Annotated in this window: 23 protein-coding genes; 13 read left to right on the top strand and 10 right to left on the bottom strand. The window is 74.0% G+C overall.

Going from position 1 to position 26,279, the window contains the following annotated elements:
* Positions 1-311 precede the first annotated feature (311 nt).
* From dapA to ABD879_RS15465, 11 genes are all read left to right on the top strand, one after another.
* Positions 312-1,247 carry a 4-hydroxy-tetrahydrodipicolinate synthase gene (gene dapA / locus ABD879_RS15515; RefSeq protein WP_345022007.1) on the top strand — a complete coding sequence of 312 codons (936 nt, stop codon included), beginning with the start codon at positions 312-314 and terminating at the stop codon, positions 1,245-1,247.
* Positions 1,244-2,929: a ribonuclease J gene (locus ABD879_RS15510; protein ID WP_345022006.1), complete on the top strand. Its 1,686-nt coding sequence runs from the start codon at positions 1,244-1,246 to the stop codon at positions 2,927-2,929. Before dapA ends, ABD879_RS15510 begins: the two co-directional genes overlap by 4 nt.
* Positions 2,930-3,072: 143 nt before the next feature.
* Positions 3,073-5,718, top strand: a complete 2,646-nt coding sequence (locus ABD879_RS15505) for an FtsK/SpoIIIE family DNA translocase (RefSeq protein ID WP_345022004.1) — start codon at positions 3,073-3,075, stop codon at positions 5,716-5,718.
* Positions 5,719-6,000: 282 nt separating this feature from the next.
* On the top strand, positions 6,001-6,801 hold the full coding sequence (locus ABD879_RS15500; protein WP_345022001.1) for a helix-turn-helix domain-containing protein: 801 nt from the start codon (positions 6,001-6,003) through the stop codon (positions 6,799-6,801).
* A 114-nt stretch (positions 6,802-6,915) separates the two neighbouring features.
* Positions 6,916-8,349 (top strand): 30S ribosomal protein S12 methylthiotransferase RimO, encoded by a 1,434-nt coding sequence (gene rimO / locus ABD879_RS15495; protein WP_345021999.1) that lies wholly within the window; start codon positions 6,916-6,918, stop codon positions 8,347-8,349.
* Positions 8,346-9,005 carry a CDP-diacylglycerol--glycerol-3-phosphate 3-phosphatidyltransferase gene (pgsA, locus tag ABD879_RS15490; RefSeq protein ID WP_345021997.1) on the top strand — a complete coding sequence of 220 codons (660 nt, stop codon included), beginning with the start codon at positions 8,346-8,348 and terminating at the stop codon, positions 9,003-9,005. Before rimO ends, pgsA begins: the two co-directional genes overlap by 4 nt.
* Positions 9,002-9,505 (top strand): DUF1990 domain-containing protein, encoded by a 504-nt coding sequence (locus tag ABD879_RS15485; protein WP_345021996.1) that lies wholly within the window; start codon positions 9,002-9,004, stop codon positions 9,503-9,505. The genes pgsA and ABD879_RS15485 overlap by 4 nt, the downstream gene beginning before the upstream one ends.
* Before the next feature lie 686 nt (positions 9,506-10,191).
* Positions 10,192-11,496, top strand: coding sequence for a CinA family nicotinamide mononucleotide deamidase-related protein (locus ABD879_RS15480; RefSeq protein WP_345021994.1), 1,305 nt, complete (start codon positions 10,192-10,194; stop codon positions 11,494-11,496).
* 117 nt (positions 11,497-11,613) lie between these two features.
* Positions 11,614-11,985, top strand: coding sequence for a helix-turn-helix domain-containing protein (locus ABD879_RS15475; protein ID WP_345021992.1), 372 nt, complete (start codon positions 11,614-11,616; stop codon positions 11,983-11,985).
* A gap of 202 nt (positions 11,986-12,187) precedes the next feature.
* Complete coding sequence (locus ABD879_RS15470; RefSeq protein ID WP_345021990.1) at positions 12,188-12,655, top strand: Dps family protein; 468 nt, start codon at positions 12,188-12,190, stop codon at positions 12,653-12,655.
* Between the two features lie 87 nt (positions 12,656-12,742).
* Positions 12,743-13,453 (top strand): GNAT family N-acetyltransferase, encoded by a 711-nt coding sequence (locus tag ABD879_RS15465; protein WP_345021988.1) that lies wholly within the window; start codon positions 12,743-12,745, stop codon positions 13,451-13,453.
* Here ABD879_RS15465 and ABD879_RS15460 read toward each other — a convergent pair.
* The 8 genes from ABD879_RS15460 to ABD879_RS15425 all read right to left on the bottom strand — a co-directional run bounded on the left by ABD879_RS15460 (position 13,437) and on the right by ABD879_RS15425 (position 21,196).
* On the bottom strand, positions 13,437-13,928 hold the full coding sequence (locus tag ABD879_RS15460) for an ATP-binding protein (RefSeq protein ID WP_345021986.1): 492 nt from the start codon (positions 13,926-13,928) through the stop codon (positions 13,437-13,439). The two genes, ABD879_RS15465 and ABD879_RS15460, sit on opposite strands and share 17 nt — an antisense overlap.
* A gap of 177 nt (positions 13,929-14,105) precedes the next feature.
* Positions 14,106-14,999, bottom strand: coding sequence for a LysR family transcriptional regulator (locus ABD879_RS15455; RefSeq protein ID WP_345021984.1), 894 nt, complete (start codon positions 14,997-14,999; stop codon positions 14,106-14,108).
* Between the two features lie 140 nt (positions 15,000-15,139).
* Complete coding sequence (locus tag ABD879_RS15450; RefSeq protein ID WP_345021982.1) at positions 15,140-15,943, bottom strand: DNA-formamidopyrimidine glycosylase family protein; 804 nt, start codon at positions 15,941-15,943, stop codon at positions 15,140-15,142.
* Positions 15,944-15,975: 32 nt separating this feature from the next.
* Positions 15,976-16,440: an RrF2 family transcriptional regulator gene (locus ABD879_RS15445; protein WP_345021980.1), complete on the bottom strand. Its 465-nt coding sequence runs from the start codon at positions 16,438-16,440 to the stop codon at positions 15,976-15,978.
* Positions 16,441-16,620: 180 nt separating this feature from the next.
* On the bottom strand, positions 16,621-18,090 hold the full coding sequence (locus tag ABD879_RS15440) for a glycoside hydrolase family 3 protein (protein WP_345021978.1): 1,470 nt from the start codon (positions 18,088-18,090) through the stop codon (positions 16,621-16,623).
* Positions 18,087-18,935, bottom strand: a complete 849-nt coding sequence (locus ABD879_RS15435) for a carbohydrate ABC transporter permease (protein WP_345021976.1) — start codon at positions 18,933-18,935, stop codon at positions 18,087-18,089. The genes ABD879_RS15440 and ABD879_RS15435 overlap by 4 nt, the downstream gene beginning before the upstream one ends.
* Positions 18,932-19,915, bottom strand: coding sequence for a carbohydrate ABC transporter permease (locus ABD879_RS15430; RefSeq protein WP_345021973.1), 984 nt, complete (start codon positions 19,913-19,915; stop codon positions 18,932-18,934). Before ABD879_RS15430 ends, ABD879_RS15435 begins: the two co-directional genes overlap by 4 nt.
* Positions 19,916-19,930: 15 nt before the next feature.
* Complete coding sequence (locus ABD879_RS15425) at positions 19,931-21,196, bottom strand: extracellular solute-binding protein (RefSeq protein ID WP_345021971.1); 1,266 nt, start codon at positions 21,194-21,196, stop codon at positions 19,931-19,933.
* A 255-nt stretch (positions 21,197-21,451) separates the two neighbouring features.
* On the opposite strand from ABD879_RS15425, the gene ABD879_RS15420 reads away from it, so the two are divergent.
* Positions 21,452-22,672 (top strand): ROK family transcriptional regulator, encoded by a 1,221-nt coding sequence (locus tag ABD879_RS15420; RefSeq protein ID WP_345021969.1) that lies wholly within the window; start codon positions 21,452-21,454, stop codon positions 22,670-22,672.
* Between the two features lie 48 nt (positions 22,673-22,720).
* Here ABD879_RS15420 and ABD879_RS15415 read toward each other — a convergent pair whose 3' ends face one another.
* Positions 22,721-22,855 carry a hypothetical protein gene (locus ABD879_RS15415; protein WP_345021967.1) on the bottom strand — a complete coding sequence of 45 codons (135 nt, stop codon included), beginning with the start codon at positions 22,853-22,855 and terminating at the stop codon, positions 22,721-22,723.
* A 212-nt stretch (positions 22,856-23,067) separates the two neighbouring features.
* Between ABD879_RS15415 and secA2 the strand changes: the two genes are divergently transcribed.
* Positions 23,068-25,440: an accessory Sec system translocase SecA2 gene (gene secA2 / locus ABD879_RS15410; protein WP_345021964.1), complete on the top strand. Its 2,373-nt coding sequence runs from the start codon at positions 23,068-23,070 to the stop codon at positions 25,438-25,440.
* An 84-nt stretch (positions 25,441-25,524) separates the two neighbouring features.
* On the opposite strand, the gene ABD879_RS15405 is transcribed toward secA2, so the two are convergent.
* A partial coding sequence (locus ABD879_RS15405) for an Lhr family helicase (RefSeq protein WP_425549636.1) occupies positions 25,525-26,279 on the bottom strand: 755 nt, incomplete at its 5' end.

The raw sequence follows: 26,279 nt of genomic DNA, 5'->3' as shown, positions 1-26,279 counted from the left end.
CGCATGGTTGGCGGCATGTCCCGGCGTCGGCCGTCGGTAGCACATCTCCGTGTTATCCGATCGAGTCCGGATAGTGGCCTGACTGGGCCCGGAACGCGTAGTTCGCGTGCAACCATCTGGATCAGAGAAGCCGTCGCCACGCGTACCCCCGAGCGTGTGGCGACGGCTTCTTCCCAGTCCTCCCACGCGGCGGTCCCCCGCCCGTGGCGCGCCGGCGGTGCCGCGGCCCGGAGGCACCAGGTCGGACACCCCCGCAGGGTGGAGGGACCTGCGGGTCCACGGGGCCCCGCCATAGCGGTACCGTTCGTTGCATGGCACCCAGCACAACGAGTGACGCTCCGTTCGGGCGGATGCTGACCGCGATGGTCACCCCCTTCCTGCCCGACGGCCGAGTCGACTACGACGGAGCCGCCCGGCTGGCGGCCCATCTGGTCGATGAGCAGCGCTGTGACGGCCTGGTCGTCAACGGGACGACCGGCGAGTCGCCCACCACCGGCGATGCCGAGAAACAGCAGCTGGTACGCATCGTCGTCGAGACGGTCGGCGACCGCGCGACGGTCGTCGCCGGTGCCGGGACCAACGACACCGCGCACAGCGCCGAGCTGGCCCGCCAGGCCGAGGCGGCTGGGGCGCACGGCCTGCTGGTGGTCACGCCGTACTACAACAAGCCGCCGCAGGAGGGGCTGCTGCGGCACTTCACCGAGGTGGCCGACGCCACCGATCTGCCGGTGATGCTGTACGACATCCCGGGCCGCACCGGAGTGCCGATCCACACCGACACCCTGCTGCGCCTGGCCGAGCACCCGCGCATCCTGGCGGTCAAGGACGCCAAGGGCGACCTGTTCGCCGGATCGCAGGTGATGGCCGCCAGCCCGCTGGTGTTCTACTCCGGCGACGACGCCCTCAACCTGCCCTGGCTGGCGGTGGGCGCCGCCGGGTTCGTCAGCGTGATCGGCCACGTGGCGGGCGCGGACCTGCGCGAGATGATCGATGCTTATCTCGCCGGAGACCGGGAACGGGCCCTGGCGATCCACCGCCGGCTGCTGCCCGTCGTCACCGCGATCATGACCCGCACGCAGGGCGCCATCGCCGTCAAGGCCGCGCTGAACCTGCTGGGGCTGCCCGGCGGCACCGTCCGCGCGCCGCTGGCGGACGCCTCGCCCGAATTCGCGGCGCGGCTGCGGGAAGACCTGATGATTGGGGGAGTCAAAGTGCCGGAGGCGAGTGTTCCGGAGGTCAATGCGTGAGTCATCCGCACCCGGATCTCTCCTCTCCGCCGCCGCTGGCGGAGGGCGGGCTGCGCGTCGTCGCGCTCGGCGGGCTGGGCGAGATCGGCCGCAACATGACCGTCTTCGAGTTCGGCGGGCGGTTGCTGCTGGTCGACTGCGGGGTGCTGTTCCCCGAGACCGAGCAGCCGGGCGTCGACCTGATCCTGCCGGACTTCGAGTACATCCGCGACCGGCTGGACGCGGTGGACGCGCTGATCCTCACCCACGGCCACGAGGACCACATCGGCGCCGTTCCGTACCTGCTGCGCGAACGGCCCGACATCCCGATCGTGGGGTCGCGGCTGACGCTGGCGCTGCTGGCCGCCAAGCTCTCCGAGCACCGCATCAAGCCGGAGCTGACCGAGGTCGGCGAGGGCGAGCGGCGGACGTTCGGGCCGTTCGACTGCGAGTTCCTGGCCGTCAACCACTCCATCCCGGACGCGCTCGCGGTGGCGGTGCGCACCCCCGCCGGCCTGGTGCTGCACACCGGCGACTTCAAGATGGACCAGCTGCCGCTGGACGGGCGGCTGACCGACCTGCCGGGGTTCGCCCGGCTGGGCGCCGAGGGCGTCGACCTGCTGATGGCGGACTCGACCAACGCCGAGGTGCCCGGTTTCGTCACCAGCGAGCGCAACATCGGCCCGGTGATCGACGAGGTGTTCCGCACCGCGCAGGAGCGGATCATCGTGGCCTGCTTCGCCTCGCACGTGCACCGCGTGCAGCAGGTGCTGGACGCGGCCGTCGCCAACGGCCGCAAGGTGTGCTTCATCGGCCGCTCGATGGTGCGCAACATGAGCGTGGCCCGCGAGCTGGGCTACCTCAACGTGCCCGACACGGTCATGGTGGAGCAGAAGGAGATCGACAACGTGCCGCCGGACCGGCTGGTGCTGGTGTGCACCGGTTCGCAGGGCGAGCCGATGTCGGCGCTGTCGCGGATGGCCAACCGCGACCACCAGATCCGCGTCACCGAGCGCGACACCGTCGTGCTGGCGTCCTCGCTGATCCCCGGCAACGAGGAGTCGGTCAACCGGGTCATCAACGGGCTGACCCGGTGGGGCGCCCGCGTGGTGCACAAGGGCAACGCGCTGGTGCACGTGTCGGGGCACGCCGCGGCGGGCGAGCTGCTGTACGTCCTGAACGTCACCAAGCCCGGCAACTTCCTGCCGATCCACGGCGAGTGGCGGCACCTGCGCGCGCACGCCAAGCTCGCCGCGATGACCGGCGTGCCGGAGGAGAACATCGTCATCGCCGAGGACGGCGTGGTGGTGGACCTGGTCGACGGCCGGGCCCGGATCGTCGGCGCGGTGCCCGCCGGGTACGTGTACGTCGACGGGCTGTCGGTCGGCGAGGTCACCGAGACGTCGCTGAAGGACCGGCGGATCCTCGGCGAGGAGGGGTTCGTCTCCATCGTGGTGGCGGTGGACTCCACCTCGGGCAAGCTGCTGGCCGGCCCGGAGATCCACGCGCGCGGCGCGGGCATCGTCAACGAGGACTTCGACGAGGTGCTGGACCGGATCGAGGCGGTGCTGCGGGACGCGGCCGCCGACGGGATCAACGACTCGCACCAGCTCAGCCAGCTGATCCGCCGCACGGTCGGCAAATGGGTCAGCGACAGCTACCGGCGCCGCCCGATGATCGTCCCGGTGGTCGTCGAGGTCTGACCGCCCCGCCGGGCCCCTGAGCCCCCGCCCGGTTCGGCCCCGGGCGGGGGAGTTGTGCGTGGTTCGTGGGCGAGTGGTCGATGTGCAACACGCCGCTTGCGGTGCTCGCGGAACCCGTGAGGTCCTTGGCTAGTCTCAGCATCATGGCCACACGTGCGTCCGGAGGAGCGAAAGGGGCTGCTGGGCGTTCCCGAGCGGCCTCGGGCGCTCCGCGCACCCGGTCGGCCGCGGCGCGCAGGCCCTCCGGCCCGCCGGCTCCGCGAAAGCGTCCGAGCGGTGCGGCCAGGGGAGGCGGCGGCCGCGGCGCGGCAGCCAAGCGCCCCCCGCAGCGTCCCGGTCCGTTCGCCCAGCTGTTCATCGGTCTGTTCACGCTGCTGGCCAAGCTGTACCACCTGCTGGCGGTGACGGTCGGGTCGGTGTTCCGCGCCTACGGGCGCGGCGCCCGCGAGCTGGACGCCGAGCACCAGCGCGACGGCCTGGGCCTGGCGCTGCTGGGCGGCGCGATCGTGCTGGCCTCGGTGACGTGGTGGCGGCCCGAGGGCGTGCTCACCCGGGCGCTGGAGCAGGTGGTGCGCGGCGGCCTCGGGGTGGTCTGCATGGGCCTGCCGCTGCTGCTGGCCGTGCTGGCCTGGCGGGTGCTGCGCCATCCCGAGCACAACGAGGAGAACCCGCGCATCGTCATCGGCCTGACGGCGCTGGGCGTCGGCCTGCTGGGCATCCTGCACCTCGCCGCGGGCGGCCCGTCCCCGGCCAGGGACATGGCGGGCGTGCGGGCCGCGGGCGGCGTCGTCGGCTGGCTGGCCGCCGCGCCGCTGGAGGCCGCGCTGAGCGGCTGGGTGGCGGTGCCGCTGCTGCTCCTGCTGTCGGCGTTCGGGCTGCTGGTGGTCACGGCGACGCCGATCAACCGGGTGCCCGAGCGGCTGCACGACCTGTGGTCGGTGGCGACGCTGCAGGGCCGTCCGGAGCGCCCCGGGCGCCGCCCCGCCGCCGACGAGGACGACGCGCCGCCCCGGCCCGGGCGGCGCCGCAAGAAGCCGCCGCAGGACGGCGACGAGCCGGAGGTCGGCGAGCACACCAGGCCGTACGACACCCCCGTCCTGCCGGACCGGCCGAAGAAGACCGCGCCGCAGCCGGAGCTGGCCGACGACCTGTTCAGCCCCGACCCGTTCGGCTCGCCCGCGCCCCCCGCGGCCGTCCCCGACCCGCCGCCCGGACCCGAGCCGGCGACCGAGGTGGTGCCCGCGCCGCCGCCCGCCGTCGAGGTGCCGGACCCGACCCCGGCGCCGCGCCGCGCCGAGCAGCTGCCGCTGTCGTCGTCGGGGGAGATCTACGAGCTGCCCTCGCCCGCGCTGCTGCGTCCCGGCACCGCGGCCAAGCCGCGCACCAAGGCCAACGACATGGTGGTGCAGGCGCTCACCGGGGTGCTGGAGCAGTTCGACATCGACGCGCAGGTCACCGGGTTCACCCGGGGGCCGACGATCACGCGCTACGAGATCGAGCTGGGCCCGGCGGTGAAGGTCGAGAAGGTCACCGCGCTGACCAAGAACATCGCCTACGCGGTCAAGAGCGCGGACGTGCGGATCATCTCCCCGATCCCCGGCAAGTCCGCGATCGGCGTGGAGATCCCCAACGTCGACAAGGACATCGTCAGCCTGGGCGACGTGCTGCGCTCGCCCGCCGCGGTCAACGAGCAGCACCCGATGGTGGTGGGGCTGGGCAAGGACGTCGAGGGCCGCACGGTGGTGGCGAACCTGGCGAAGATGCCGCACATCCTCATCGCGGGCGCCACCGGGGCCGGCAAGTCCACCTGCATCAACGGGCTGATCACCTCGGTGCTGATGCGGGCCACCCCGGACGAGGTGCGGATGATCCTGGTCGACCCCAAGCGGGTCGAGCTGACCATGTACCAGGGCATCCCGCACCTGATCACCCCGATCATCACCAACCCGAAGAAGGCCGCCGAGGCGCTGGAGTGGGTGGTCGGGGAGATGGACCGCCGCTACGACGACCTGGCCGCGTCCGGGTTCCGGCACATCGACGACTTCAACAAGGCGGTGCGGGCGGGCCGGCTCACCGCGCCGCCCGGCAGCGAGCGCGTCTACCAGCCGTACCCGTACATGCTGGTGATCGTGGACGAGCTGGCCGACCTGATGATGGTGGCGCCGCGCGACGTCGAGGACTCGGTGGTGCGCATCACCCAGCTGGCCCGCGCCGCCGGGATCCACCTGGTGCTGGCCACCCAGCGGCCCAGCGTGGACGTGGTGACCGGGCTGATCAAGGCGAACGTGCCGTCCCGGCTGGCGTTCGCCACCTCCTCGCTGGCCGACAGCCGCGTCATCCTCGACCAGCCGGGCGCCGAGAAGCTGGTCGGGCAGGGCGACGCGCTGTTCCTGCCGATGGGCGCCAGCAAGCCGATGCGCATCCAGAACGCGTTCGTCTCCGAGAAGGAGATCCACGCGGTCGTCGAGCACTGCAAGAAGCAGATGGAGCCCGCCTACCGGGAGGACGTCACCGAGGCGGCGGGCCCGAAGAAGCAGATCGACGAGGACATCGGCGACGACATGGACCTGCTGCTGCAGGCCATCGAGCTGGTGGTCAGCACGCAGTTCGGGTCGACGTCGATGCTGCAGCGCAAGCTGCGCGTGGGGTTCGCCAAGGCGGGCCGGCTGATGGACCTGATGGAGAGCCGCGGCATCGTCGGGCCCAGCGAGGGCTCCAAGGCGCGCGACGTGCTCACCAAGCCGGACGAGCTGGCCGAGGTGCTGGCCAAGGTGCGCGGCGAATCGTGAACCGCGCGGACGATCATCGCCGAACACCCGCCGCGGGACCGCGATGATCGCGTACGATCGGCCCACCGCGGGCGGCGCGGCCGCTCCGTCCGTCGCTCGCGTTCGCGGACATTTCGCCATAAATCCCTCGCTATGCCAAAAATGATCTTTGGATGGCGGGGGCGGCGGTCGGACGACGCCTTCGGTGCCGTCTCCCCCGTCGGCATGGCGGATTGATGCGAAATCTTGCCCAGTTTCGAACGTGTTGCCTGTCGCCCAGCGGGCATTGCGATTTCTAGACTGGTGTCACAGGAGTGTGGGGACGGTCCAGGCGCGCTCTCAGGGAGGCCCGGCGTGAGCATTGGTGAGACCTTGGCGAGGGAGCGTCAGCGGGCCGGTCTCACGATCACGCAGGTGAGCTTGCGAACCCGGATCCGTGAGACCGTCATCCGCGGCATCGAACGCGACGACTTCAGCGCCTGCGGCGGCAACTTCTACGCCCGCGGGCACATCCGCAGCATCGGCCGCGTGATCGGCATCGATCCGGAGCCGCTGGTGCAGGAGTTCGACGCGATGCACGGCGGCGCCCCCGCACCGATCTCCGCGGTCACCGCGTTCGAGCCGGAGCACCCGGTGCCGTTCCGCGAGCGCCGCGCGCCGAACTGGAGCGCGGCGATGGCCCTGGCCCTGGCGCTCGTGGTCATCTACGGGGTGTTCCAGGTGTTCAGCGGCGACTCCGCGCACCGCACCGCCCGCCAGGTGGCCGGGTCCCCCGAGCTGGGCGTGGCCTCCCCGGCGCCCACGCGCACGCAGCGGGCCGAGGATCCGGTGGCCGTGGCGCCGCGCAAGAACGTCCAGCTGGCGGTGCAGGCGCGGCGCAACACGTGGCTGAGCGTGCAGGGCGACAAGGGCCGCGAGCTGTTCAGCGGCACGCTGCGCCCCGGGCAGTCGCGCGAGTGGACGGCCAAGAAGAAGATCAGCATCATCATCGGCAACAGCTCCGGGGTGCGGCTGACCGTCAACGGCAAGAACCTGGGCACCCCCGACCAGAACGGCGGCGTGGTCCGGCTGAGCTTCACGCCCGACGACCCCGACGCCGCCTGACCCGCGCCGCACCCGACCCGCGCCGCACCTGACCCGAAAGGCCGCCCGAAACGGAGGCCGGGCGGGTGCCCCCGGACGGACCGCGCGGGGCCCGCGGCCCGTTACCGTTAGGGCATGTCCAATCGCCGCACGGTCTCCCTCGTCACCCTCGGCTGCGCACGCAACGAGGTCGACTCCGAAGAGCTCGCCGCCCGCCTGGAGGAGTCGGGGTGGGGCCTGACCGACAACGCCGACGACGCCGACGTGGTCGTGGTCAACACCTGCGGTTTCATCGAGGCGGCCAAGAAGGACTCCATCGACACGCTGCTGGCCGCGCACGACTCGGGCGCCAAGGTGGTGGCGGCGGGCTGCATGGCCGAGCGGTACGGCAGGGAGCTGGCCGAGGCGCTGCCCGAGGCCGACGCGGTGCTCGGTTTCGACGACTACGCCGCGATCGGCGAGCGGCTGGACGACGTGCTCGCCGGACGCCGCCTCACCCCGCACACCCCGCGCGACCGGCGCACGCTGCTGCCGATCACGCCCGTGGAGCGGGCGGCGTCCGCCTCGGCCGTCGTGGTCCCCGGGCACGGCGCGCCCGCGGACCCGCCGGGCGATCTGCCCGACGGGGTCGCCCCGGCGTCCGGGCCGCGGGTGCTGCGCCGCCGGCTGGGCGGCGGGCCGGTCGCGCCGCTGAAGCTGGCGTCCGGCTGCGACCGCCGCTGCTCGTTCTGCGCGATCCCCGCCTTCCGCGGCGCGTACGTGTCGCGCCCCCCGGCCGAGGTGCTGGCGGAGGCGCGCTGGCTGGCCGGGCACGACGTGCGCGAGCTGGTGCTGGTCAGCGAGAACTCCACCTCCTACGGCAAGGACCTGGGCGACCTGCGCGCCCTGGAGAGGCTGCTGCCCGAGCTGGCGGCGGTGGACGGCGTCGCCCGGGTGCGCGTCAGCTACCTGCAGCCCGCCGAGCTGCGCCCCGGCCTCATCGAGACGATCTGCGGGACGCCGGGCGTCGCGCCGTACTTCGACCTGTCGTTCCAGCACGCCGCGGCCCCGGTGCTGCGCCGGATGCGCCGGTTCGGCGACCCGGAGCGCTTCCTGGAGCTGCTCGACCGCATCCGCGCGCTGGCGCCGGAGGCGGGCGTGCGGTCCAACTTCATCGTCGGGTTCCCCGGCGAGACCGACGGCGACGTCGAGGAGCTGCTGGCGTTCCTGTCCGCCGCCCGACTGGATGCGGCGGGGGTCTTCGGGTACTCCGACGAGGACGGGACCGAGGCCGCGACCCTGGACGGCAAGCTGCCGCCCGAGGAGATCGCCGCCCGGGTTGAGGAGGTGTCGGCGATGGCCGAGGAGCTGACCGCGCAGCGCGCCGAGGAGCGCGTCGGGACGCGGGTGGAGGTGCTGCTGGAGGACGAGACGCCGGACGGCGCGTTCGAGGGGCGCGCCGCCCACCAGGCGCCCGAGGTGGACGGCGCGGTCGTCGTGCACGGCGCCGCCGGGGCGTCCCCCGGCGACATCGTCGCGGCCACCGTGACCGGCAGCGACGGCGTCGACCTCGTGGCGGACGTGTCATGATCGCCGGAGCGCCCGATCCGGTGGCGGGCCCGGCGGCGCCCGGCGGCCCGCCCGGCCCCTCCGGCCCCTCCGGCCCCTCCGGACCGTCCGCCCCGCAGGCCAGCGTCTACAACATCGCCAACGGCCTGACGATGCTGCGCATCCTCATGGTGCCGGTGTTCGTGTGGCTGCTGTTCCAGGACGGCACGGCCTGGCGGCTGGCGGCGTTCGCGATGTTCGCGGCGGCCTCCGTCACCGACAAGATCGACGGCGATCTGGCCCGCAGCCGCGGCCTGGTCACCGACTTCGGCAAGATCGCCGACCCGATCGCCGACAAGGCGCTGACCGGGGCGGCGCTGATCGGCCTGTCGGTGCACGGCGAGCTGTGGTGGTGGGTGACCGCGCTGATCCTCACCCGGGAGATCGGCATCACCGTCCTGCGCCTGGTGGTGATCCGCTACGGCGTGATCCCCGCCAGCAAGGGCGGCAAGCTGAAGACGCTGCTGCAGGTCATCGCGATCGGCCTGTACATCCTGCCCGGCCCGTTCGACCCGGTGCGCTGGGCGGTCATGGGCGCGGCCGTCGCGGTGACGGTGGTGACCGGCGCCGACTACGTCGTGCGGGCGTGGCGGCTGCGCCGCACCGCGCGCCCGGCGCCGTCGGGGAAGGCGCCGTGACGGAGCTGACCTACGCCGAGGTCGGCGCCACCGAATGCGGCGACCTGCCCGGCGGCTACCGGCACCTGCGCCACCGCGCCCTGGTCGGCTCGGGGCGGCGCGCGATGCGGGAGGCGGCCGACGCCGTCCTGGAGTTCTGGATGCACCGTGCGGCGGGGGTGCGCATCGACGCGTCGGCGCAGCGGGCCGCGCCCGGCGTGCACGTCGAGTCGCGCATGGGCGTCGGCCCGCTGAGCCTGTCGGCGCCGTGCCGGGTCGTGTGGGTGCAGGAGGGCGAGCGCCGTGCGGGCTTCGGCTACGGCACCCTGCCGGGGCATCCCGCGACGGGGGAGGAGGCGTTCGTGGTGGAGCTGGACGACATGGACGACGTGTGGCTCCAGGTGACCTCGTTCAGCCGCCCCGCCGGATGGCAGATGCGCGCGGCGGGCCCGCTGGCCCCGCTCTTCCAACGCGTCTACGCCCGCCGTCTGGGCACCACCCTGCGCCGCCTGGTCGGCTGAGCGCGCGGGGGCCTCGGAGTTCCGGGGCGGGGGAGAGTCCCCGGCGGGCCGTCGCCCTGGACCCGCCGGGGAGACCGTGCGGGCGGTTCCGGCGCCCTTCGCGCTGGCCGGACGTCTCCAAGCCGCGGCCATCGGAGGCGTGGTGCCGCCATCACCCTTTGACGAAGCCGTCGAAAGCCTCGATGGTCCTATTCTGACAAATGCGGTGCCCGGGGCGGCGTCCAATAGGCGGATCAGGGTGGCCGAGCCGGCCTGCAGACGCGGCTCCAGGCCCGAACGTTCTGGGAATTCCTGCGATGCCGGGCCCGCGCGCCTTGGCGCTCGGGGTGATCTGGCGATGCACGTCACCCTGCTGGACAGTGGGAAGGCCTCGGGCTGGTCGGCGGTGGGACGGTTGATCCCGGTAGCCGGACGCGAGGTGCGTTTCGGCGTGATGTCGCGGCTTTTCGGGAAGATGAAAACCGATATTGCGGTCGTTCTTCACCATTCTCATGCCCCCCGTCGGCCTGTTCCGGACACGCTCCGCCGTCCCGGAATCCTTTGAAAGGATTCAGTGCGGCGGCGCGCCCAGGATGCGCCGGTCCCGCGGCGGGGCGCCCGCGGCACGTCGCCCCGCCGCCCCGATCCCCGGCCCGCCCGCGCGGCGCGAGTAGATTCGGTGCCCACCGGCTGCGAGAGGGGATGCGATGCGGGTCGAGTTGCTCACCGTCGGGGACGAGCTGCTGCTCGGCGACACGGTCAACGGCAACGCGGCGTGGCTGGGGCGGCGGCTGGCCGACCACGGCGTCGCGGTGACCCGCAGCACGGTCGTCGGCGACCGGCTCGACGTGATCGTCGAGGCGGTCACCGAGGCGCTCGGCCGGGCCGACGCGGTCATCACCACCGGCGGTCTCGGCCCGACCGGCGACGACGTCACCCGGGACGCGCTGGCCAAGGCGGCGGGCGTGGCGCTCGTCCGCGACCCGGAGCTGGAGCGGCGGCTGCGCGAGCGCGTCGCCGCGGCCGGGCGCGGGCTGCGGCCGATGGCGCTGCGCATGGCGGACGTCCCCGAGGGGGCCGGGCTGCTGGCCGACTCGGCGGGCGGCGCCCCGGGCCTGCGGGTGCGGCTGCCGGGCGGAACGGTGTACGCACTTCCGGGCGTCCCGGCCGAGATGCGCACGATCATGGAGGAGGTCGTGCTGCCGGAGCTGGCGGACGCCGCACGGTCCCGGGACGGCGGCCCCGCGGTGGCGCGCCGCCTGCTGCGCACCGCCGGCATCTGGGAGTCCGAGCTCGCCACCGCGCTGGCGCCGGTGGAGGCCCTCGACGGCGTCGCGCTGGCGTACCTGCCCGACCCCGCCGAGGTGCGGGTCCGCCTCACCGCCGCGCCGGACCGGCTCGACGACGTCGAGCGGCGCGCCCGCGAGCTGCTCGGCCCGGACGCGGTCTACGGCACGGACGAGGAGACCCTGGACAAGGTCGTGCACCGGCTGCTGGCCGAACGGTCGGCGACGGTCGCCACCGCCGAGTCCCTCACCGGGGGGCTGATCGGCGCCGAGCTGACCCGGATGCCCGGCTCGTCGGCGACGTACGCCGGGGGAATGGTGGCGTACTCCACGGCGTTGAAGGAGAAGATGCTCGGCGTCCCGGCCGACCTGCTCGCCCGGCACGGCGCGGTGCATCCGGACGTGGCCGCGGCCATGGCCGCCGGAGTGCGGGAACGCCTCGGCGCCACCTACGGCGTGGCGGTCACCGGAGTGGCGGGTCCCGACCCGCAGGACGGGCGTCCGGTCGGCACCGTCTTCGTCGGCGTGTCCGGTCCCGAAGGATCGCCCGTGGTGGTCGAGCCGCGACTGCCCGTCCCCGGCACCGGTGCCGTGGCGCGCGGGATCATCCGCCGAATGACCGTTGTGCACGCTCTTGAGCTGCTACGACGTGTTCTGCTGGACTTGCCGGTGCGGTGGGCGGCGCCTCCCGGCGGCGGCGACGCTCGCGAAGATCGGGAAGTCTAGGGCTGATTACAGCGTTACGTTCCAAGCGAACACGAAATCCACGGTCTGCCACCCCCGCGTCCGAGCCGGGTACGGTGGAACCGTCAGATGGTCCACACTGAGGGAGGGAGCGAGACGATGGTCCTGCTTCGCCAGCTGCTCGGTGACGTACTGCGGCAGCTGCGGCTGCGCCAGGGACGCACCCTCCGCGAGGTGTCCGCGGCGGCACGGGTTTCCCTCGGCTATCTCTCCGAGGTCGAGCGGGGACAGAAAGAGGCCTCTTCGGAACTGCTCTCCTCGATCTGCAAGGCCCTGGGGGTCCCGCTGTCGCACGTGCTTCGTGAAGTGGCGGACCAACTGGCCTTGGCCGAGCTCCAGCACGAGCCGGTGCTGGCGGGCGCTCCGCCCGAGCACGAGCGCATCTCCGACGAGCGGATCCCGTCCGATCGCATCCCGGCCACCCCGGAGGAGATCACCGGCGAGTTCCGCGCCGACATGGTCGCGGCCTAGCGCGGGGAACGGCGGCCCGCCCCGGCCGCCCAGGGCGCGGCGCGAGCGCGCGCCCCGCCTGGTGGGCGCATGCCCGCGCACCGTGCGGCGGCGACACGGGGGTGCCGGCCGATGTGGCGGGTCTCACGGATGAAGGCGGCTTTAATGGGGAGCCTTCCACTGTTAGTGCCGATACCGGCCGAACGACGTGGAAGGAACTCACATGGCAACGGTCAAGAGCCCGCTGGGCGACGAGGCCCGCAAGGTCGTGGCGGAGGCGCTGCAGGGCGCCCTCGTCGATATGATCGATCTGTCCCTGTTCGCCAAACAGGCCCACTGGAACCTGACGGGCCGCAACTTCAAGGTCGTCCACGAGCACCTCGACGAGGTCGTGGACCTGGCCCGCACGTACACCGACGAGGTGGCCGAGCGCGCCATCGCCCTCGGCGTCAACCCCGACGGCCGCGTCCGCACCGTCGCCGACCGCACCCCGATCCCGCAGCTGGAGCCGGGCTACGTGGCCGACGACAAGGTGGTGGCCGCGATGACCGACGTGCTGGCCCAGCTGATCACGCGGTTCCGCGAGCGGGTGCGGGCCACCGACGAGCCCGACCCGGTCACCCAGGACCTGCTCATCGAGATCACCAGCAAGCTGGAGATGCAGCACTGGATGTTCCAGGCCCAGCTGTAACCCGCGGCGATGACTGGTACGACGGCCACGACCGGCCAGCGCGAACCCCGGCCGCAGGCGGCCGGGGCTCGGCATGAGAAGGGGGCGGTGACGGTTTTCGACCGGCTGGTCGACCAGGCGTGGCCCGCCGCGCACGTCGAGGACGCGCACGGCTGGCGGCTGCGCTACGCCTACGGGGTCACCAAGCGCGCCAACTCCGTCTGGGCCGCCGCCGAGCCCCCCGATCCGGCCGCCGCGGTCGCGGCCGCCGAACGCTTCTACTTCGACCGCGGCCTGCCGGCGGTGTTCTCCGTCAGCCCCTGGTCGCGGCCCGCGGGCCTGGACGGCCTGCTGCACGGCCGCGGCTACACCGTCGCCGACCCGACCCTGGTCATGACGGCCGACCTGGCCGCCGACCGGCCCGTCACCCGGGAGGTCGAGGTCGCCGACGCGCCGTCCGGCGCCTGGCTGGACCTCTGGTGGTCGGTCGACGGCCGCGGCCCCGACGCGCTGCCCGCCGCCACCGGCATCCTCACCGGGGTGCCCGCCGCTTACGCCACGCTCGGGGACAGCGTGGGACGCGCCGTTCTCCAAGGCGACTGGCTCGGCGTGTACTGCATGGCCACGGCACCCCGAGCCCGCCGCCGAGGGCTCGCCCGCGAAGTGCTGCACGCCCTGCTCAACCACGGACGCGCCCAGGGCGCCCGCCGCGCCTACCTGTGCGTGACCGAACGCAACACGGCCGCCCGCGCCCTCTACGCGGGCTCGGGCTTCGCACCCGCCTCCCGCTACCACTACCGGGTCAGGGCACGCGCCTGAGGCTTCTCGCGGCGTCCGCGCCTGCCGGCCGCCCTCCCCGGCCCGGCCCCGCCGGGTCCGCCTCACGGGGGCACCGCGTATCCAGGACGAACCACACGGTGAACCCGCGGCCCCGGCGCCGCACGCCCCACGCCAGCGAGGACGCCGCCACGATCCGCAGGCCGCGCCCGCTCAGCCCGTCGCCGGCGTCCACCACGCGCGGCACCGTCGCCGCGCCGCCGTCGTCGGTGACCTCGCCCCGCACCCGCTCCCGCCCGATCAGCAGCTCGACCCTGATGCTGCCGCCCAGCCCCGAGTCGGTATAGCGCAGCGCGTTGGTCATCAGCTCCGACACGCACACCGAGCAGTCGTACAGCCCCGGATGGTCGGGTCCGAGCACGTCGCCCAGCCAGCGCCGCACATGCCCGACGGCCCGCTCGATCCCGGGCACCACCAGCGCCTCGAGCCGCGGCGCGGGAACGTCGCTCGTCCGCATGGCTTCTCTCCTTCCTCACGACGTCGTCGCAAGGAGTGAACGGGGCCCGCCGCGCCGTATGACACGCATTCACGGTCAGGGACTTCTTCCCTGAACACCAACGGACTGTGTCACAACTGCCACATGCGCCAAGCGGCGCACACGGCCCCCACGCCTGTGGCGGCCCCGTGGCGGCCGTCAGGCGGCCGGGGGCAGGTGGGCGAGGACGGTGCCGGCGAACTCCACGGCGAGCGGGCTGAGGGCGTCCCAGCTGCGCGCCGCCCAGCCCGCCTCCAGCGGCGGCAGCTCCGGGATCGGCACGAGCCGCACGTCGCTTCGGGGGTTGCGCGTCCAGCCGGGCAGCGCCGGCAGGACGGCGTGCCCGAGCCCGAGCTCGGCCAGCAGCAGCGCGGTGTCCCAGTCGGCCACGCTCGTGGTGGACTCAAGGCGCACGCCCTGCCGCTCCAGATGGCCCGCCAGATGCCCGCGCGACGTCGACTGCTCGGGCAGCTCGATGTGCCGGGTCCCGGCCAGGTCGGCGAGCGCGACCGACTCGCGGCGCGCCAGCGGCGCGTCCGCGCGCACCGCCAGCACCCACGGCATCCGGTAGGAGGGGCGCTGCTCGATCCCGTCCACCGGCGGGCCGATCGTCACCCAGGCCAGGTCGGCGTCGTGGGCGTGCACCGCCTCCAGGCAGCGGCGGCTGGAGTTGGCCGTCTGGAACTGCAGCGTCACGTCGGGGTGCCGGTCCCGGAACGCCGCCACGCCCGCCGCCATGAAGTGCCGCACGGTGGTCGCGCCGGTCGCGATGCGCACCGTGCCGCCGCGGCCGCGCCGCAGGTCGTCCAGCTGCCGCAGCGCCGCGTCCAGCCCGGCCAGGCCCTCGGCGGCCGCGCGGCGCAGGATCTGCCCCGCCCGGGTGGGCACCACCCCGCGCGGCCGCCGCTCCAGCAGCACCAGGCCGGTCTCCCGCTCCAGCCGCTTGACGTGCTGGCTGACCGCCGACTGGCTGCACGACATCTCCCGCGCCACCGCGCTCAGGCTCTGCGCCTCGCACACGGCCACGAACACCCGAAGGTCGTCCAACGTCATGCGTCCAAGGTAAAGCTTGGAGATCGTCAAGCAAACCCGAGAATTGACTTCATCTTGCGGGCGGCGCAGGATCGCCATAGCAGGCGGCGACCCGCCGGGGGCTCGCGCGACCCCGGCGGGCGCCGACCGCGACGCGGGGGCTATGCGCCGCCCGCAGGGGCGGGCTGGCAGTGCGGGCACCAGAAGGTGACGCGCTCGGCGGCGTCCGGGCCCTGGCCGGCGCGCCGCACCCGGGTGCCGCAGCGGCGGCAGGGGAGGCCGGCGCGCCCGTAGACCCAGTGCTCGCGGCCGGGGCGCCGGTCGCCGGTGGTGACGTGGCCGCGGCGGTCCTTGTTGGCGTCCAGCAGCCGGTGCGCCAGGTCCACCAGCCCCGGCAGGTCGGGCGCGTCGCCGACGGGCGTCCAGGGGTGCACGCCGCGCAGGAACAGCACCTCGGCCTTGTAGACGTTGCCGATCCCGGCCAGGCGGGTCTGGTCGAGCAGCGCCTCGCCGATCGGGCGGGCGGGCCGCTCCGCCAGGCGGCGGACGGCCTCGGCGGCCGGGCCGGGGCCCCACGCCGCGTCCAGCAGGTCGGGGCCGAGGTGCCCGACGGCGCGGTGCTCCTCGGCGGTGCGCAGCAGTTCCACGACGCCGAGGGAGTAGCCGAGCGCCAGCCATTCGGCGTTGCCGAGGACCAGGCGGATGCGGTGGTCGCGCGGGGGCGGCCCGGCGGCCCGGCGCACCCGCCACACGCCGTCCATCTTCAGGTGCGTGTGGACGGTGACGCCGCCGTCGACGCGCACGAGCAGGTGCTTGCCGCGCGCCACGGCCGAAAGGACGGTGCGCCCGCGCAGGTCGGCGGTCGCCAGCCGGGGCACCCGAAAGTCGCTGCGCGTCAGCGGACGCCCGGCGAGCGCCTCGTGCAGGCGCCGGGCGGTCTGCCAGACGACGTCGCCCTCGGGCACGGCGCGCCCCTCGGCTTCCCCTCGGCCGCCCCTCAGATGAAGGACGGGCTCTCCCAGGCGGCGGGGTCCTCGGTCAGCTTGCGCACCGGCTCGGGCAGCTCGCCCGACGCGATGTGGGCGAGGGAGACCCGCTCCAGGATGCCGCGCTCGCTGGCGCGCAGCGCGATCCACACCTCCTGCAGCGAACGGGCCGGGCCCGCGTAGCCGACGTGCTCGGGGCGCTCGCCCCGCACGCCCAGCAGCGGACCGTCGATGGCGCGGATGATGTCGGCCAGGGAGATCTGGTCGGCCGACTTGGCCAGCCAGTAGCCGCCCTCGGGGCCGCGCTGGCTGCGGACCAGGCCGGAGCGGCGCAGCTGGCCGAGGATGTTCTCCAGGAACTTGGGCGGGATCTGCTGCGCTTCGGCGAGCTGGACCGCTGTCACCGGGTGACTCCCGGCCACAGCCAGCTCCGCGGCGGCACGCAGCGCGTAGTCGACCCGGGCGGACAATCGCATGGCAGCCATTATCCCTTGTCGGTAGGACTGGTTCGGCTTGGTCCCCCACCTTGATCGCCGGGCGGCGCGCGGGACCCGCGAAAGGACCGGTCCGGACCGTTCCCGGGGCCGTTCGGCGACCGCAGGCGGCGTGTGCCCGCACGACCGCCCGGCGGCGGCCGCGCGGGGACACGCGGCGGGTCAGGCCAGGCCGAGCAGCTCGGCGGCGGCCTGGGCGTTGGCGTGGGCGGCGCCGTAGGTGGCCAGGTGGACGGCCCCGTCCGGCCGCCACACCGGCAGGCCCATCTCCACCACGACGGTGTCGGGCCGGGCGGCCACCAGGGCCTCGGCCAGGGCCCGCTGGCCCGCGTGGCGGTGCGCGTCGCGCAGCACGACGACGAGACCGCGGCCGCTGGCACGTTCCAGCACGCCTTCCGCCTCCGCCGCCGACCCCTCGGCCCGCACCGCGTCCGGCGCCCACGGGCCGAGCCCCCACGGGGTGGGCCCGACCGCGATGTTGCCGGTCGCGGCGACCTCGACGACCAGCGGGGCGTTCCCGCCGTCCCGCCAGTCGGGCAGCTCGCCCGACACCCGCACCGCCCGGCGGGCCGCCTCCAGCCCGGTGGCGCGGTCGGCGGTGGCCGGGGCCCGGTCCGCCAGCCAGTCGCGCAGCGCGCGGGTGCGGGCCGCCGCGTCCGCCAGGCGGTCCAGGGGCAGCCGCCCGCCGCGCACCGCCTCCTCGATCGCCGCCAGGACGGCGCGCAGGCTGTCGTGGTGCTCGCGCGACCCCAGGCACAGCAGGTCGGCGCCCGCCAGCAGGGCCCGCACGGCCGCCTCGGGGATCCCGATCTCGCCGCTGGCGCCCGCCATGTCCAGCGCGTCGGTCACGATCACCCCGTCGTAGCCGAGGCGGCCGCGCAGCAGCCCGGTGATCGCGGCGCGGGACAGGGTGGCCGGAACGCCCCCGGTGACCGCGGGCAGGTTCAGGTGGCCGGTCATCACCGCCCGCGTGCCCGCCCCGATCGCCGCGCGGAACGGCACCAGCTCGCGGCGCTCCAGCAGTTCCATGTCGGCGTCCACGACCGGCACGCCCAGGTGGGAGTCGACCACGGTGGCGCCGTGGCCGGGGAAGTGCTTGGCGCACGCGGCCACCCCCGCCTCCTGGGTGCCGGCCACGGCGGCGGCCGCGTGCCGGGCCACCAGCTCGGCGTCGGAGCCGAACGAGCGGGTGCCGATCACCGGGTTGTCGGCGGCGGTGTTGACGTCCACCGACGGGGCGAAGTTGAGATTCACCCCCGCCTCGGCCAGCTCGGCGCCCAGCGACCGGTAGACCCGGCGGGTCAGCTCGGGGTCGTCGACCGCGCCGAGCGCGGCGTTGCCCGGATAGGGGCTGGCGGTCACGTGCCCGGTGAGGCGGGTGACGTCGCCGCCCTCCTCGTCGATGGTGACCAGCGGGTCGCCCGCCTTGCGCAGCTCGGCGGTCAGCGCGGCCAGCTCCTCGGTGCCGGGCACGTTGCCGTTGATGGCGAAGACGGTGACGCCGCCGAGGCCCTGCTCCACCTCCTCCAGCAGCCAGCGGGGCGGCAGCGCGCCGGGGAAGGCGGGCAGCAGCGTGCCCCGCGCCAACCGGGTGATCTCGCTGTCGGTTCGGCTCGTCTCCGGCCCGCTCATCCCTTCACCGCCCCGGCGGTCAGGCCCGCCACCATGCGGCGCTGGACCAGCAGGAAGAACGCGATGACCGGCACGGTCAGCAGCGTGGAGGCGGCCATGATCGGCCCCCAGGCGTTGCCGCTGCGGCCGAAGAAGAACTGCAACATGATCGGCAAGGTGTATCTGTCCTGGTCGTCGAGGAAGGTGAAGGCGAAGATGAACTCGTTCCAGGCGGTGATGAACGAGAAGATGCTCGTGGCCACCAGGCCCGGCGCCACCAGCGGCAGCAGGACGGTGACGAACGTGCGCACCGGCCCGGCGCCGTCGATGGCGGCGGCGTCCTCCAGCTCGCGCGGCACCGCGGCGACGAACCCGCGCAGCATCCAGATCGCGAACGGCACCGCGAAGGCGATGTAGACCACCAGCAGCCCGGCCAGGCTGTTGAGCATGTCCAGCCGCTTGAGGTCCAGGAACAGCGGGATGACCAGCGCCTCGATCGGCACCATCTGCACCACCAGCAGCATGATCAGGAACGTGGTGCGGAACCGGAACCGGAACCGCGCGACGGCGGTGGCGGCCAGCAGCGCCAGCAGGCTGGACACCAGCACGGTGCCGAGCGCCAGCAGCGCGCTGTTGCGCAGGTACACCCAGAACGGCACCTCGGCGATGCCGCCGTTCAGCACCAGGTCGAAGTGCTGCAGGGTGGGATGCGCGGGCAGCGGCCGGGGCGTGGTGCTGAAGATCTCGGTGTTGGGCTTGAAGGCCGTGGACACCATCCACAGCACCGGGAACACGGCGACGGCGAAGACCAGCAGCCCGGCGCCGTTCAGCACGGCCTTGCGCACGGCCTTGGTCTTGGCGCTCATGCCGTCTCCCCCTGGCGCACCAGGACGCGCACGTACACGGCCGTGACGACCAGCAGGATCGCCGTCAGCACCAGCGCGATCGCCGAGCCCATGCCGAGCTTGGGATTGAGCGACCCGAACGCCTCGGAGTAGGCGTACAGCGACAGGTTGAAGGCGTCCCGGTTGGCCATCCCGGCCATGATGAACAGCTGGGTGAACACCTTGAAGTCCCAGATCACGCTCATCACGACCAGCACCATGAAGATCGGCTTGAGCAGCGGGAAGGTGATCTGCCAGAACGCGCGCCACGGGCCGGCGCCGTCCACCCGCGCCGCCTCGTACAGCTCGCCGGGCAGGCTCTTCAGCCCGGCCAGCACCGAGACGGCCACGAACGGGCAGGACTGCCACACCACGCACACCGTCAGCACGGTGTAGGCGGGCAGCGGGCCGGCGAACCAGTTGAAGTCGCTCCAGCCGCCGCCGACCAGCGCGTCCGGCAGCAGGTCCAGGAACCAGTTGACCAGGCCGCCGGTGGTGCCGAACAGCCAGGAGAAGATGATCGCGGCGGTGACCGGCGGGGTGGCCCAGGCGACCATCACGCCGCCGGCGACGAACCGCGACATGCGCCGGCCCAGCCGGTTGAGCAGCAGCCCCACCAGCGTGCCGAGCACCAGCGTGGCCGTCACCGCGACCGCCGCGAACAGCACGGTCTGCCGCAGCGACTGCCAGAAGAGCGGGTCGCCGAGGATCGTCTCGAAGTTGGCGGTGCCGACGTTCTCGGCGGGCTCGCCGCGCAGCTGCCGGTTGCCGATCTTCTGGAACGACATGACGGCGATCTGCACCATCGGCCAGAACATCAGCACCGCGATGACGACGACGGTCGGCGCGATGAGCAGGTACGGGCCGTAGCGCGGCCCGCGGCGGGTGCGGCGGGGGCGGGCCCGGCCGGAGGGGGCGCTCCGGCCGGGCCGCCCGCGCACCGCCGGAGCGGTGTCGAGCATGGCGTCAGCCCCCGATCACGGGTTGAGCAGCGTGTCGGCCTGCTCGTTGGCCTTCTTCATCTCCTCGGCGGCCGAACCGCCCTGCATCACCGCCTTGACCGCGTTCGGCAGCACCTTCTTGGCCTGCTCGAACTCGCCCCAGCCCGCGCTGATCGGCGGGAACTTGGTGTTGGCCGCGATCTGCGTGAAGGCCGCCAGCGCGGGGTCGGTGAAGCTGACGTCCGAGCGCATCGAGGAGAAGCCGCTGTAGTCGGCCCACGCCTTGGCGTTCTTGGCGTTGTTGAGGACGGTGATGTAGTCGAACGCGGCGTCCTTGGCCTTGCTGTCGTTCCACACCGCCAGGTCCGAGCCGCCCGCCATGACCGGGGCGTTGCCGCCGTTCTTGGCGGGGATCGGGAACACCGCCCACTTGTCGGCGTCCTTGTCGGAGATCTTCTTCATCTCCTTCAGCGCCCAGCTGCCGTCGATGTACATGCCGAGCTTGCCGAGGGCGAAGTCGCGCTGCGGGCCCTCCAGCTCGTTCTTGCCGATGTACTTGGCCGGGGCGACCTTCTCCTTGGTGACCAGCCCGGCGTAGAAGTCGACGGCCTCCACGGCCGCCGGCTGGTCGAGCTTGCCGACGAACCTGCCGCCCTCGTCGACGGCCACCTCGCCGCCGTTGCCCCAGATGAAGCTGAGCAGCGCGTTGGTCTGGTCGCTGGGCGCGCCGATGCCCGGGACCTTCTTCTCGTCCTGGATCTTCCTGGCCGCCGCGGTCAGCTCGGCCCAGGTCTTGGGCGGCTGGATGCCCAGCTCCTGGAACCAGTCCTTGCGGTACCAGACGGCGCGCACGCCGCCGTACCACGGCACCGCGTAGGTCTTGCCGCCGGAGCGGTCGTTGGCCAGGGCGGTCTTGTTGAGCTTGGCGCCGTCGGCCCAGCCGTTGAACCTGTCGGTGATGTCGGCGAGGCTGCCCTGCTCGATGTGGGACTGCACGTCGGTGTTGCCCAGCTCGGTGACGTCGGGGCCCTCGCCGCCCGCCGCGGCCTTCTGGAACGTGGTGGCCACCTGCGCCCACGGCACGTACTTGACGACCACGTCGGTGTCGGGGTGCTTCTGCTTGAACTCGGCCTCGACCCCGTCGAGGAACTTGGTCTGCTCGGGCGTCCCGTCGCCCATCATCCAGACTTTGAGCTGCGCGGGGCTCTGGCCCGTGCCGTCACCGTCGTCGTTGCCGCCGCCGCAGGCCGTGGCGGCCAGGGCGAGCGCGGCCGTCACGGCCGCTGCCTTGATGTACTTCACTGGGGGTCCTTTCCGGCTCATCCAGCGGGCGGGCCTTCGCGTGCGCGTCCGGGGGATGCGGTGGAACCGGCGGGGAGCCCGTAGGGTCCCAGCCATGGCACCGAATCGGCCCCGTGACGCCCTGCTCGTCGGTCGGCGCTGTCGTGCGGCCTGGTCCGGCACCGGGGGCGGTCCGGCCGCCTGCGCGTAAACTAACAAGAAAGTTTCCTAAACAAAACCGCCTGTTAGCGGATTGAGACGTTGAAGGGGTGGGCCATGGCCAGGCGCCCGGGGACGCCGCGGCTGCTGCGCGAGCTCAACGACCGTGCCGCGCTGGAGCTTCTGGTCACGCAGGGGCCGCTGACGCGCGCGCAGATCGGCGCGCACACCGGGTTGTCGAAGGTGACCGCCTCCCAGCTGCTGGCCCGGCTGGAGGAACGCGGGCTGGTGCAGGTGGTGGGCGAGCGCGCCGGGGGACGCGGGCCGAACGCCGCGCTGTACGCCGTCGTGCCGTCCAGCGCCTACGTGGTGGGCATCGAGGTGGGGCCGGACGGGGTGACCGCCGCCGTCGCCGACATCACCGGCGGCGTCGCCTCCCAGGTCACCGTGGACCCGGGCGGCGCCGACGACCCCGTCGGCACCGTGCACAGCGCCGTGGTGCGGGCCTGCCGCTCGGCCCGGGTCGCGCTGCGCCGCGTCACCGCGGTGGTCATCGGCACGCCCGGCGTCGTCGACCCGCGCACCGGCGACGTGCAGTTCGCCTTCGACCTGCCCGCCTGGCACGAGGGCGTGCTCGACGCCCTGCACACCGACCTGCGCCGCCCCGTCGTCATCGAGAACGACGTCAACCTGGCCGCCATCGCCGAACGCGCCTACGGCGCGGCGCGGGGCGCCGAGGACTTCGCGCTGGTGTGGCTGGGCCGCGGCATCGGCCTGTCGATCATGCTCGGCGGCCGGCTGCACCGGGGGCGCTCGGGCGGCGCGGGCGAGCTGGGCTACCTGCCCGTCCCCGGCGCGCCCCTGCCGATGGGGTCGGCCCGCCGCGACCACGACGCCGAGGGCGTCACCAAGTCCAGCTCCTGGGGCATCCCGGCCCTGGCCGGCGGGTACGGCTCCCTGGTCAGCACCGACGCGGTGCTCGACCTGGCCCGCGCGCACGGCCTCACCGAGTCCACCGCCGTCGAGTGCGTGCGCGCCGCGGCCGCCGACGAGGACCGGGGCGGGGCCTTCCTGGACGAGCTCGCCGACCGCATCTCCTACGGCGTCGCGTCGGTGAACATCGTCCTGGACCCCGGCCTGGTCGTCCTGTCGGGCCAGCTGGGACGCGCCGGCGGACGGCCCCTCGCCGCCCGCATCGAACGCGCCGTGGGCCGCTACAGCCCGACCCGGCCGACGGTGGCCGTCACCCAGGTCGAAGGCGACCCCGTGCTGCGCGGCGCCCTGCACGCCGCGCTGGAACAGGCCCGAGAGGAGGTCTTCTCCGCCCCCGCGGGCTGACGCGGCATCCGGCGCCTCCGCACGGGGCCGCCGCGGAGGCGCCGCGGTTCACCGCGCGGGACGGCGCGCCGGCGGCTGCTCGCGGCGCCGCCGAGGGTCCCGCATCGCGCGGTCGAGGACGGTCTGGCTGATGATCTGACGCTTGCGCCGCCGGGCGGCGACCCACCGTGTCGTCGGTGTCATGGCGACTCCCCGTTCCGCGGCGACCCGCCCCCCGGGCCGCCGCAACCCCCTATGTCCCGATGATCCCAGGAATACGGCTCCGGCGGATCCGCCCGAGGGAGGAAACCGCGGGCGGACCTCTCAGACCTTCTGCCGAGGTGCCGTGCAACCCTGGAACGTAAGGCGCCCGCGGTGTCTTCCCGGCACCGAGCCGATCAAGGAAACTCGTCGACATGGCATTGCGCGACCGGCTGCGCCGCCTCCTGCGGCGGCCCGGCACCGTCGACCTGCGGCCGCTCCAGGCCGCGGTCGCCGAGGCCGGCGCCCGCGAACCGGAGGTGCGCGCCCTCTCCGACGAGGCCCTGACCAGCGCCGCACGCGCCCTGTCGGAAGGCGGCCCCGACTCCTCCGACGGCCGGCCGGGCTCCGACGCCACTGCGCACTTCCTCGCCGTGGCCCGGGAGGCGGCGCGGCGCACCCTCGGCGAGCGGCCCTACGACGTGCAGCTGCTCGGCACCCTCGGGCTGCTGTCGGGCCACGTGGTGGAGATGGCCACCGGCGAGGGCAAGACCCTGGCGGGCGCGCTGGCCGCCGCCGGATACGCGCTGCGCGGCAAGCGGGTGCACGTGATGTCGGTCAACGACTACCTGGCCCGCCGCGACGCCGAGTGGATGGGGCCGCTGTACGCGATGCTCGGCGTGACGGCGGCGTGGGTCGGGCAGTCGTCCACCCCCGACGAGCGCCGCCGCGCCTACGCCGCCGACGTCGCCTACGCGCCCGTCAGCGAGATCGGGTTCGACCTGCTGCGCGACCGCCTGGCCACCGACCCCGCCGACCTCGTCCTGCCCGAGCCGGACGTCGCGCTGATCGACGAGGCGGACTCGGTGCTGGTGGACGAGGCGCGCGTGCCGCTCGTCCTGGCCGGCGCCGCCGACACCGCCGCCGCCGACGCCGGCTACGCCGAACTGGTGCGGCGGCTGCGGCCCGGCCTGCACTACACCGCCGACGAGGAGGCCCGCAACGTCCAGCTGACCGCCGCCGGGGCCCGCGCCGTCGAGCAGGCCCTCGGCGGGATCGACCTGTACGCCCCCGAGCACCTGGACGCCCTCACCGCCGTCAACGTCGCCCTGCACGCCGAGGTGCTGCTGCAGCGCGACGTCGACTACATCGTCCGCGACGGCGCGGTGAAGCTGGTCAGCGCCTCGCGCGGCCGGGTGGCGCTGCTGCAGCGCTGGCCGGACGGACTGCAGGCGGCGGTCGAGGCCAAGGAGGCCCTGGAGGCGTCCCCCAGCGGCGAGATCCTCGACTCGATCACCGTCCAGGAGCTGGTCGGCCGGTACCCGGTGCGGTGCGGCATGACCGGCACCGCCCGGGCCGTCGCCGACCAGCTCCGCGAGTTCTACGACCTGGAGATCGCGGTCATCCCGCCCAACCGCCCGTGCGTGCGGGTCGACGAGCCCGACCGGCTGTACGCCACCGCCGCCGACAAGGAGGTCGCGATCGTCGACGAGATCGCCGCCGCGCACGCCGCCGGACGCCCCGTGCTGGTCGGCACCCTCGACATCGCCGAGTCCGAACGCCTGGCCCGCCGCCTGGACCGGGCCGGCCTGCCCTGCGTGGTGCTCAACGCCAAGAACGACGCCGAAGAGGCCGCGATCATCGCCCGGGCCGGGGCGCCCGGCGCCATCACCGTGTCCACCCAGATGGCCGGGCGCGGCACCGACATCCGCCTGGGCGGCGGCGCCCCGCCCGCCGGCGCGTCCCCCGCCCCGCCGCCCGAGGCCGACCGCGACCGGGTGGCCGGGCTCGGCGGCCTGCTGGTGATCGGCACCGGCCGGCACCCCAGCAGCCGCCTGGACGACCAGCTGCGCGGCCGCGCCGGGCGGCAGGGCGACCCCGGCGGCTCGGTCTTCTTCGCCAGCCTGGAGGACGACCTGGTCGCCCGGTACGCGCCCGAGGAGTCCTACGACGGGCCCGTCGCGCCGGACGGGCGGGTGGACGCCAAGGGCGCGCACTGGATCGTCGAGCACGCCCAGCGCGTCGCCGAGGGCGTGGACCTGGAGATCCACCGCAACACCTGGCGCTACCACCATCTGATCGGCCTGCAGCGCCGCGAGATCCTCGCCGAACGCGACGCCGTCCTGCACGGCGACGCCGCCGACCGGCTGCTGGCCGACCTGCGCCCCGAACGGCACGCCCGGCTGGTCGAGGAGGCCGGCCCCGAGCAGACCGCCGCCGCGGCCCGCCAGATCATGCTGTTCCACCTCGACCGCTGCTGGGCCGAGCACCTGGCCTTCCTCGCCGACCTGCGCGAAGGCATCCACCTGCGCTCGCTCGGCCGCGGCCTGGACCCGCTGGTCGAGTTCAACCGCGAGGCCGTCCCCGCGGGCAAGCGCCTGCTGCGACGGGCCCGCGACCGCGCCGCCGACGCCTTCGACGCCCTGAAGGTCGCCGACGGCGGGATCGACCTGCCCGGAGCGGAACTGACCCGCCCCTCGGCGACCTGGACCTACGTCGTCCACGACAACCCGTTCGGCTCGCTGGACGAACGGGCCTTCCGCGGCCTGGTCGCCATGTTCCGCCGCACCCGGAGGACGACCCGGTAGACAGCCCCGGTGGACAGACCCGGTAGCGGGGTCCGGGAGGCGGACTTGGTAGCCGGGTCCGGCGGCAGGCAGGCGCCGGGCCGGTCAGCCGCGCAGGCGCAGGCCGCGCGGGGTCGGGTGGAAACCGGCGGCCTCCAGCGCGGCGGCCAGCGGGGACCGGCCGATCGACGCGCCGTCGGCGCGTTCGACGGTGAGCTTGCCGAGCGCGCCCTCCCGCACGGCCAGGGCGAGGGCGTCCACCGCCGGCTGCAGCACCCGCGGATCGTCGGACCAGGTCAGCAGCGTCCGCCCGCCGCGTTCGACGTACAGCACCAGGCGGCCCTCCACCAGCACGACCAGCGCGCCCGCCTTGCGCCCCGGCTTGTGGCCGCCGGCGACCTCCTCGTCGCGTCCGGGCCACGGCAGGGCGGCGCCGTACGGGTTGGCCGGGTCGGCCGCCGCCAGCACCAGCGCCCGTTCGCCGTCCTGCGGGGCGGGGGTCTGCCACGGGTCGGCGGGCTCGCGCGGACGCAGCGCCCGCAGCCGGTCGACGGCCCCGGGCAGCGCGAACTGGGCCGCGCCCAGGCCCTCGACGAAGTAGCCCCGGCGGCACCGGCCGCTCTCCTCGAACGCCCGCAGCACCGGGTAGACGGCCGCGAACCCGCCCGGGGAGCGCTCGGCCGCCACCGCGCCCCGGATGACGACGCCGTACCGCTCCAGCAGCGCGTCGGCCAGCGCGTGCGACCGGCGCGTGGCGTCGGCCTCGCGTTCGGGCAGCGGCCACCAGCGGCCCGCGACCGTCGGCGGCCCGGTGCGGGACGGCAGCACGGGACGGCCCCGGCGGCGGGCGGCGCGCGCCG

This window comes from Actinomadura keratinilytica (assembly GCF_039539665.1).
Classification (GTDB): Bacteria; Actinomycetota; Actinomycetes; order Streptosporangiales; family Streptosporangiaceae; genus Spirillospora; species Spirillospora keratinilytica.
The sequence above is the reverse complement of the archived record's forward strand: the minus strand, read 5'-3'. Positions and strand labels throughout refer to the sequence as shown.

Coding starts and splice junctions, on each gene's coding strand:
- ABD879_RS15420 (WP_345021969.1), top strand. CDS start 21,452: ATGGCCAGGCGCCCGGGGACGCCGCGGCTGCTGCGCGAGCTCAACGAC.
- ABD879_RS15505 (WP_345022004.1), top strand. CDS start 3,073: ATGGCCACACGTGCGTCCGGAGGAGCGAAAGGGGCTGCTGGGCGTTCC.
- ABD879_RS15435 (WP_345021976.1), bottom strand. CDS start 18,935: ATGAGCGCCAAGACCAAGGCCGTGCGCAAGGCCGTGCTGAACGGCGCC.
- ABD879_RS15460 (WP_345021986.1), bottom strand. CDS start 13,928: ATGCGGACGAGCGACGTTCCCGCGCCGCGGCTCGAGGCGCTGGTGGTG.
- dapA (WP_345022007.1), top strand. CDS start 312: ATGGCACCCAGCACAACGAGTGACGCTCCGTTCGGGCGGATGCTGACC.
- ABD879_RS15480 (WP_345021994.1), top strand. CDS start 10,192: ATGCGGGTCGAGTTGCTCACCGTCGGGGACGAGCTGCTGCTCGGCGAC.
- ABD879_RS15455 (WP_345021984.1), bottom strand. CDS start 14,999: ATGACGTTGGACGACCTTCGGGTGTTCGTGGCCGTGTGCGAGGCGCAG.
- ABD879_RS15445 (WP_345021980.1), bottom strand. CDS start 16,440: ATGCGATTGTCCGCCCGGGTCGACTACGCGCTGCGTGCCGCCGCGGAG.
- pgsA (WP_345021997.1), top strand. CDS start 8,346: ATGATCGCCGGAGCGCCCGATCCGGTGGCGGGCCCGGCGGCGCCCGGC.
- ABD879_RS15475 (WP_345021992.1), top strand. CDS start 11,614: ATGGTCCTGCTTCGCCAGCTGCTCGGTGACGTACTGCGGCAGCTGCGG.
- ABD879_RS15430 (WP_345021973.1), bottom strand. CDS start 19,915: ATGCTCGACACCGCTCCGGCGGTGCGCGGGCGGCCCGGCCGGAGCGCC.
- ABD879_RS15440 (WP_345021978.1), bottom strand. CDS start 18,090: ATGAGCGGGCCGGAGACGAGCCGAACCGACAGCGAGATCACCCGGTTG.
- secA2 (WP_345021964.1), top strand. CDS start 23,068: ATGGCATTGCGCGACCGGCTGCGCCGCCTCCTGCGGCGGCCCGGCACC.
- rimO (WP_345021999.1), top strand. CDS start 6,916: ATGTCCAATCGCCGCACGGTCTCCCTCGTCACCCTCGGCTGCGCACGC.
- ABD879_RS15415 (WP_345021967.1), bottom strand. CDS start 22,855: ATGACACCGACGACACGGTGGGTCGCCGCCCGGCGGCGCAAGCGTCAG.
- ABD879_RS15470 (WP_345021990.1), top strand. CDS start 12,188: ATGGCAACGGTCAAGAGCCCGCTGGGCGACGAGGCCCGCAAGGTCGTG.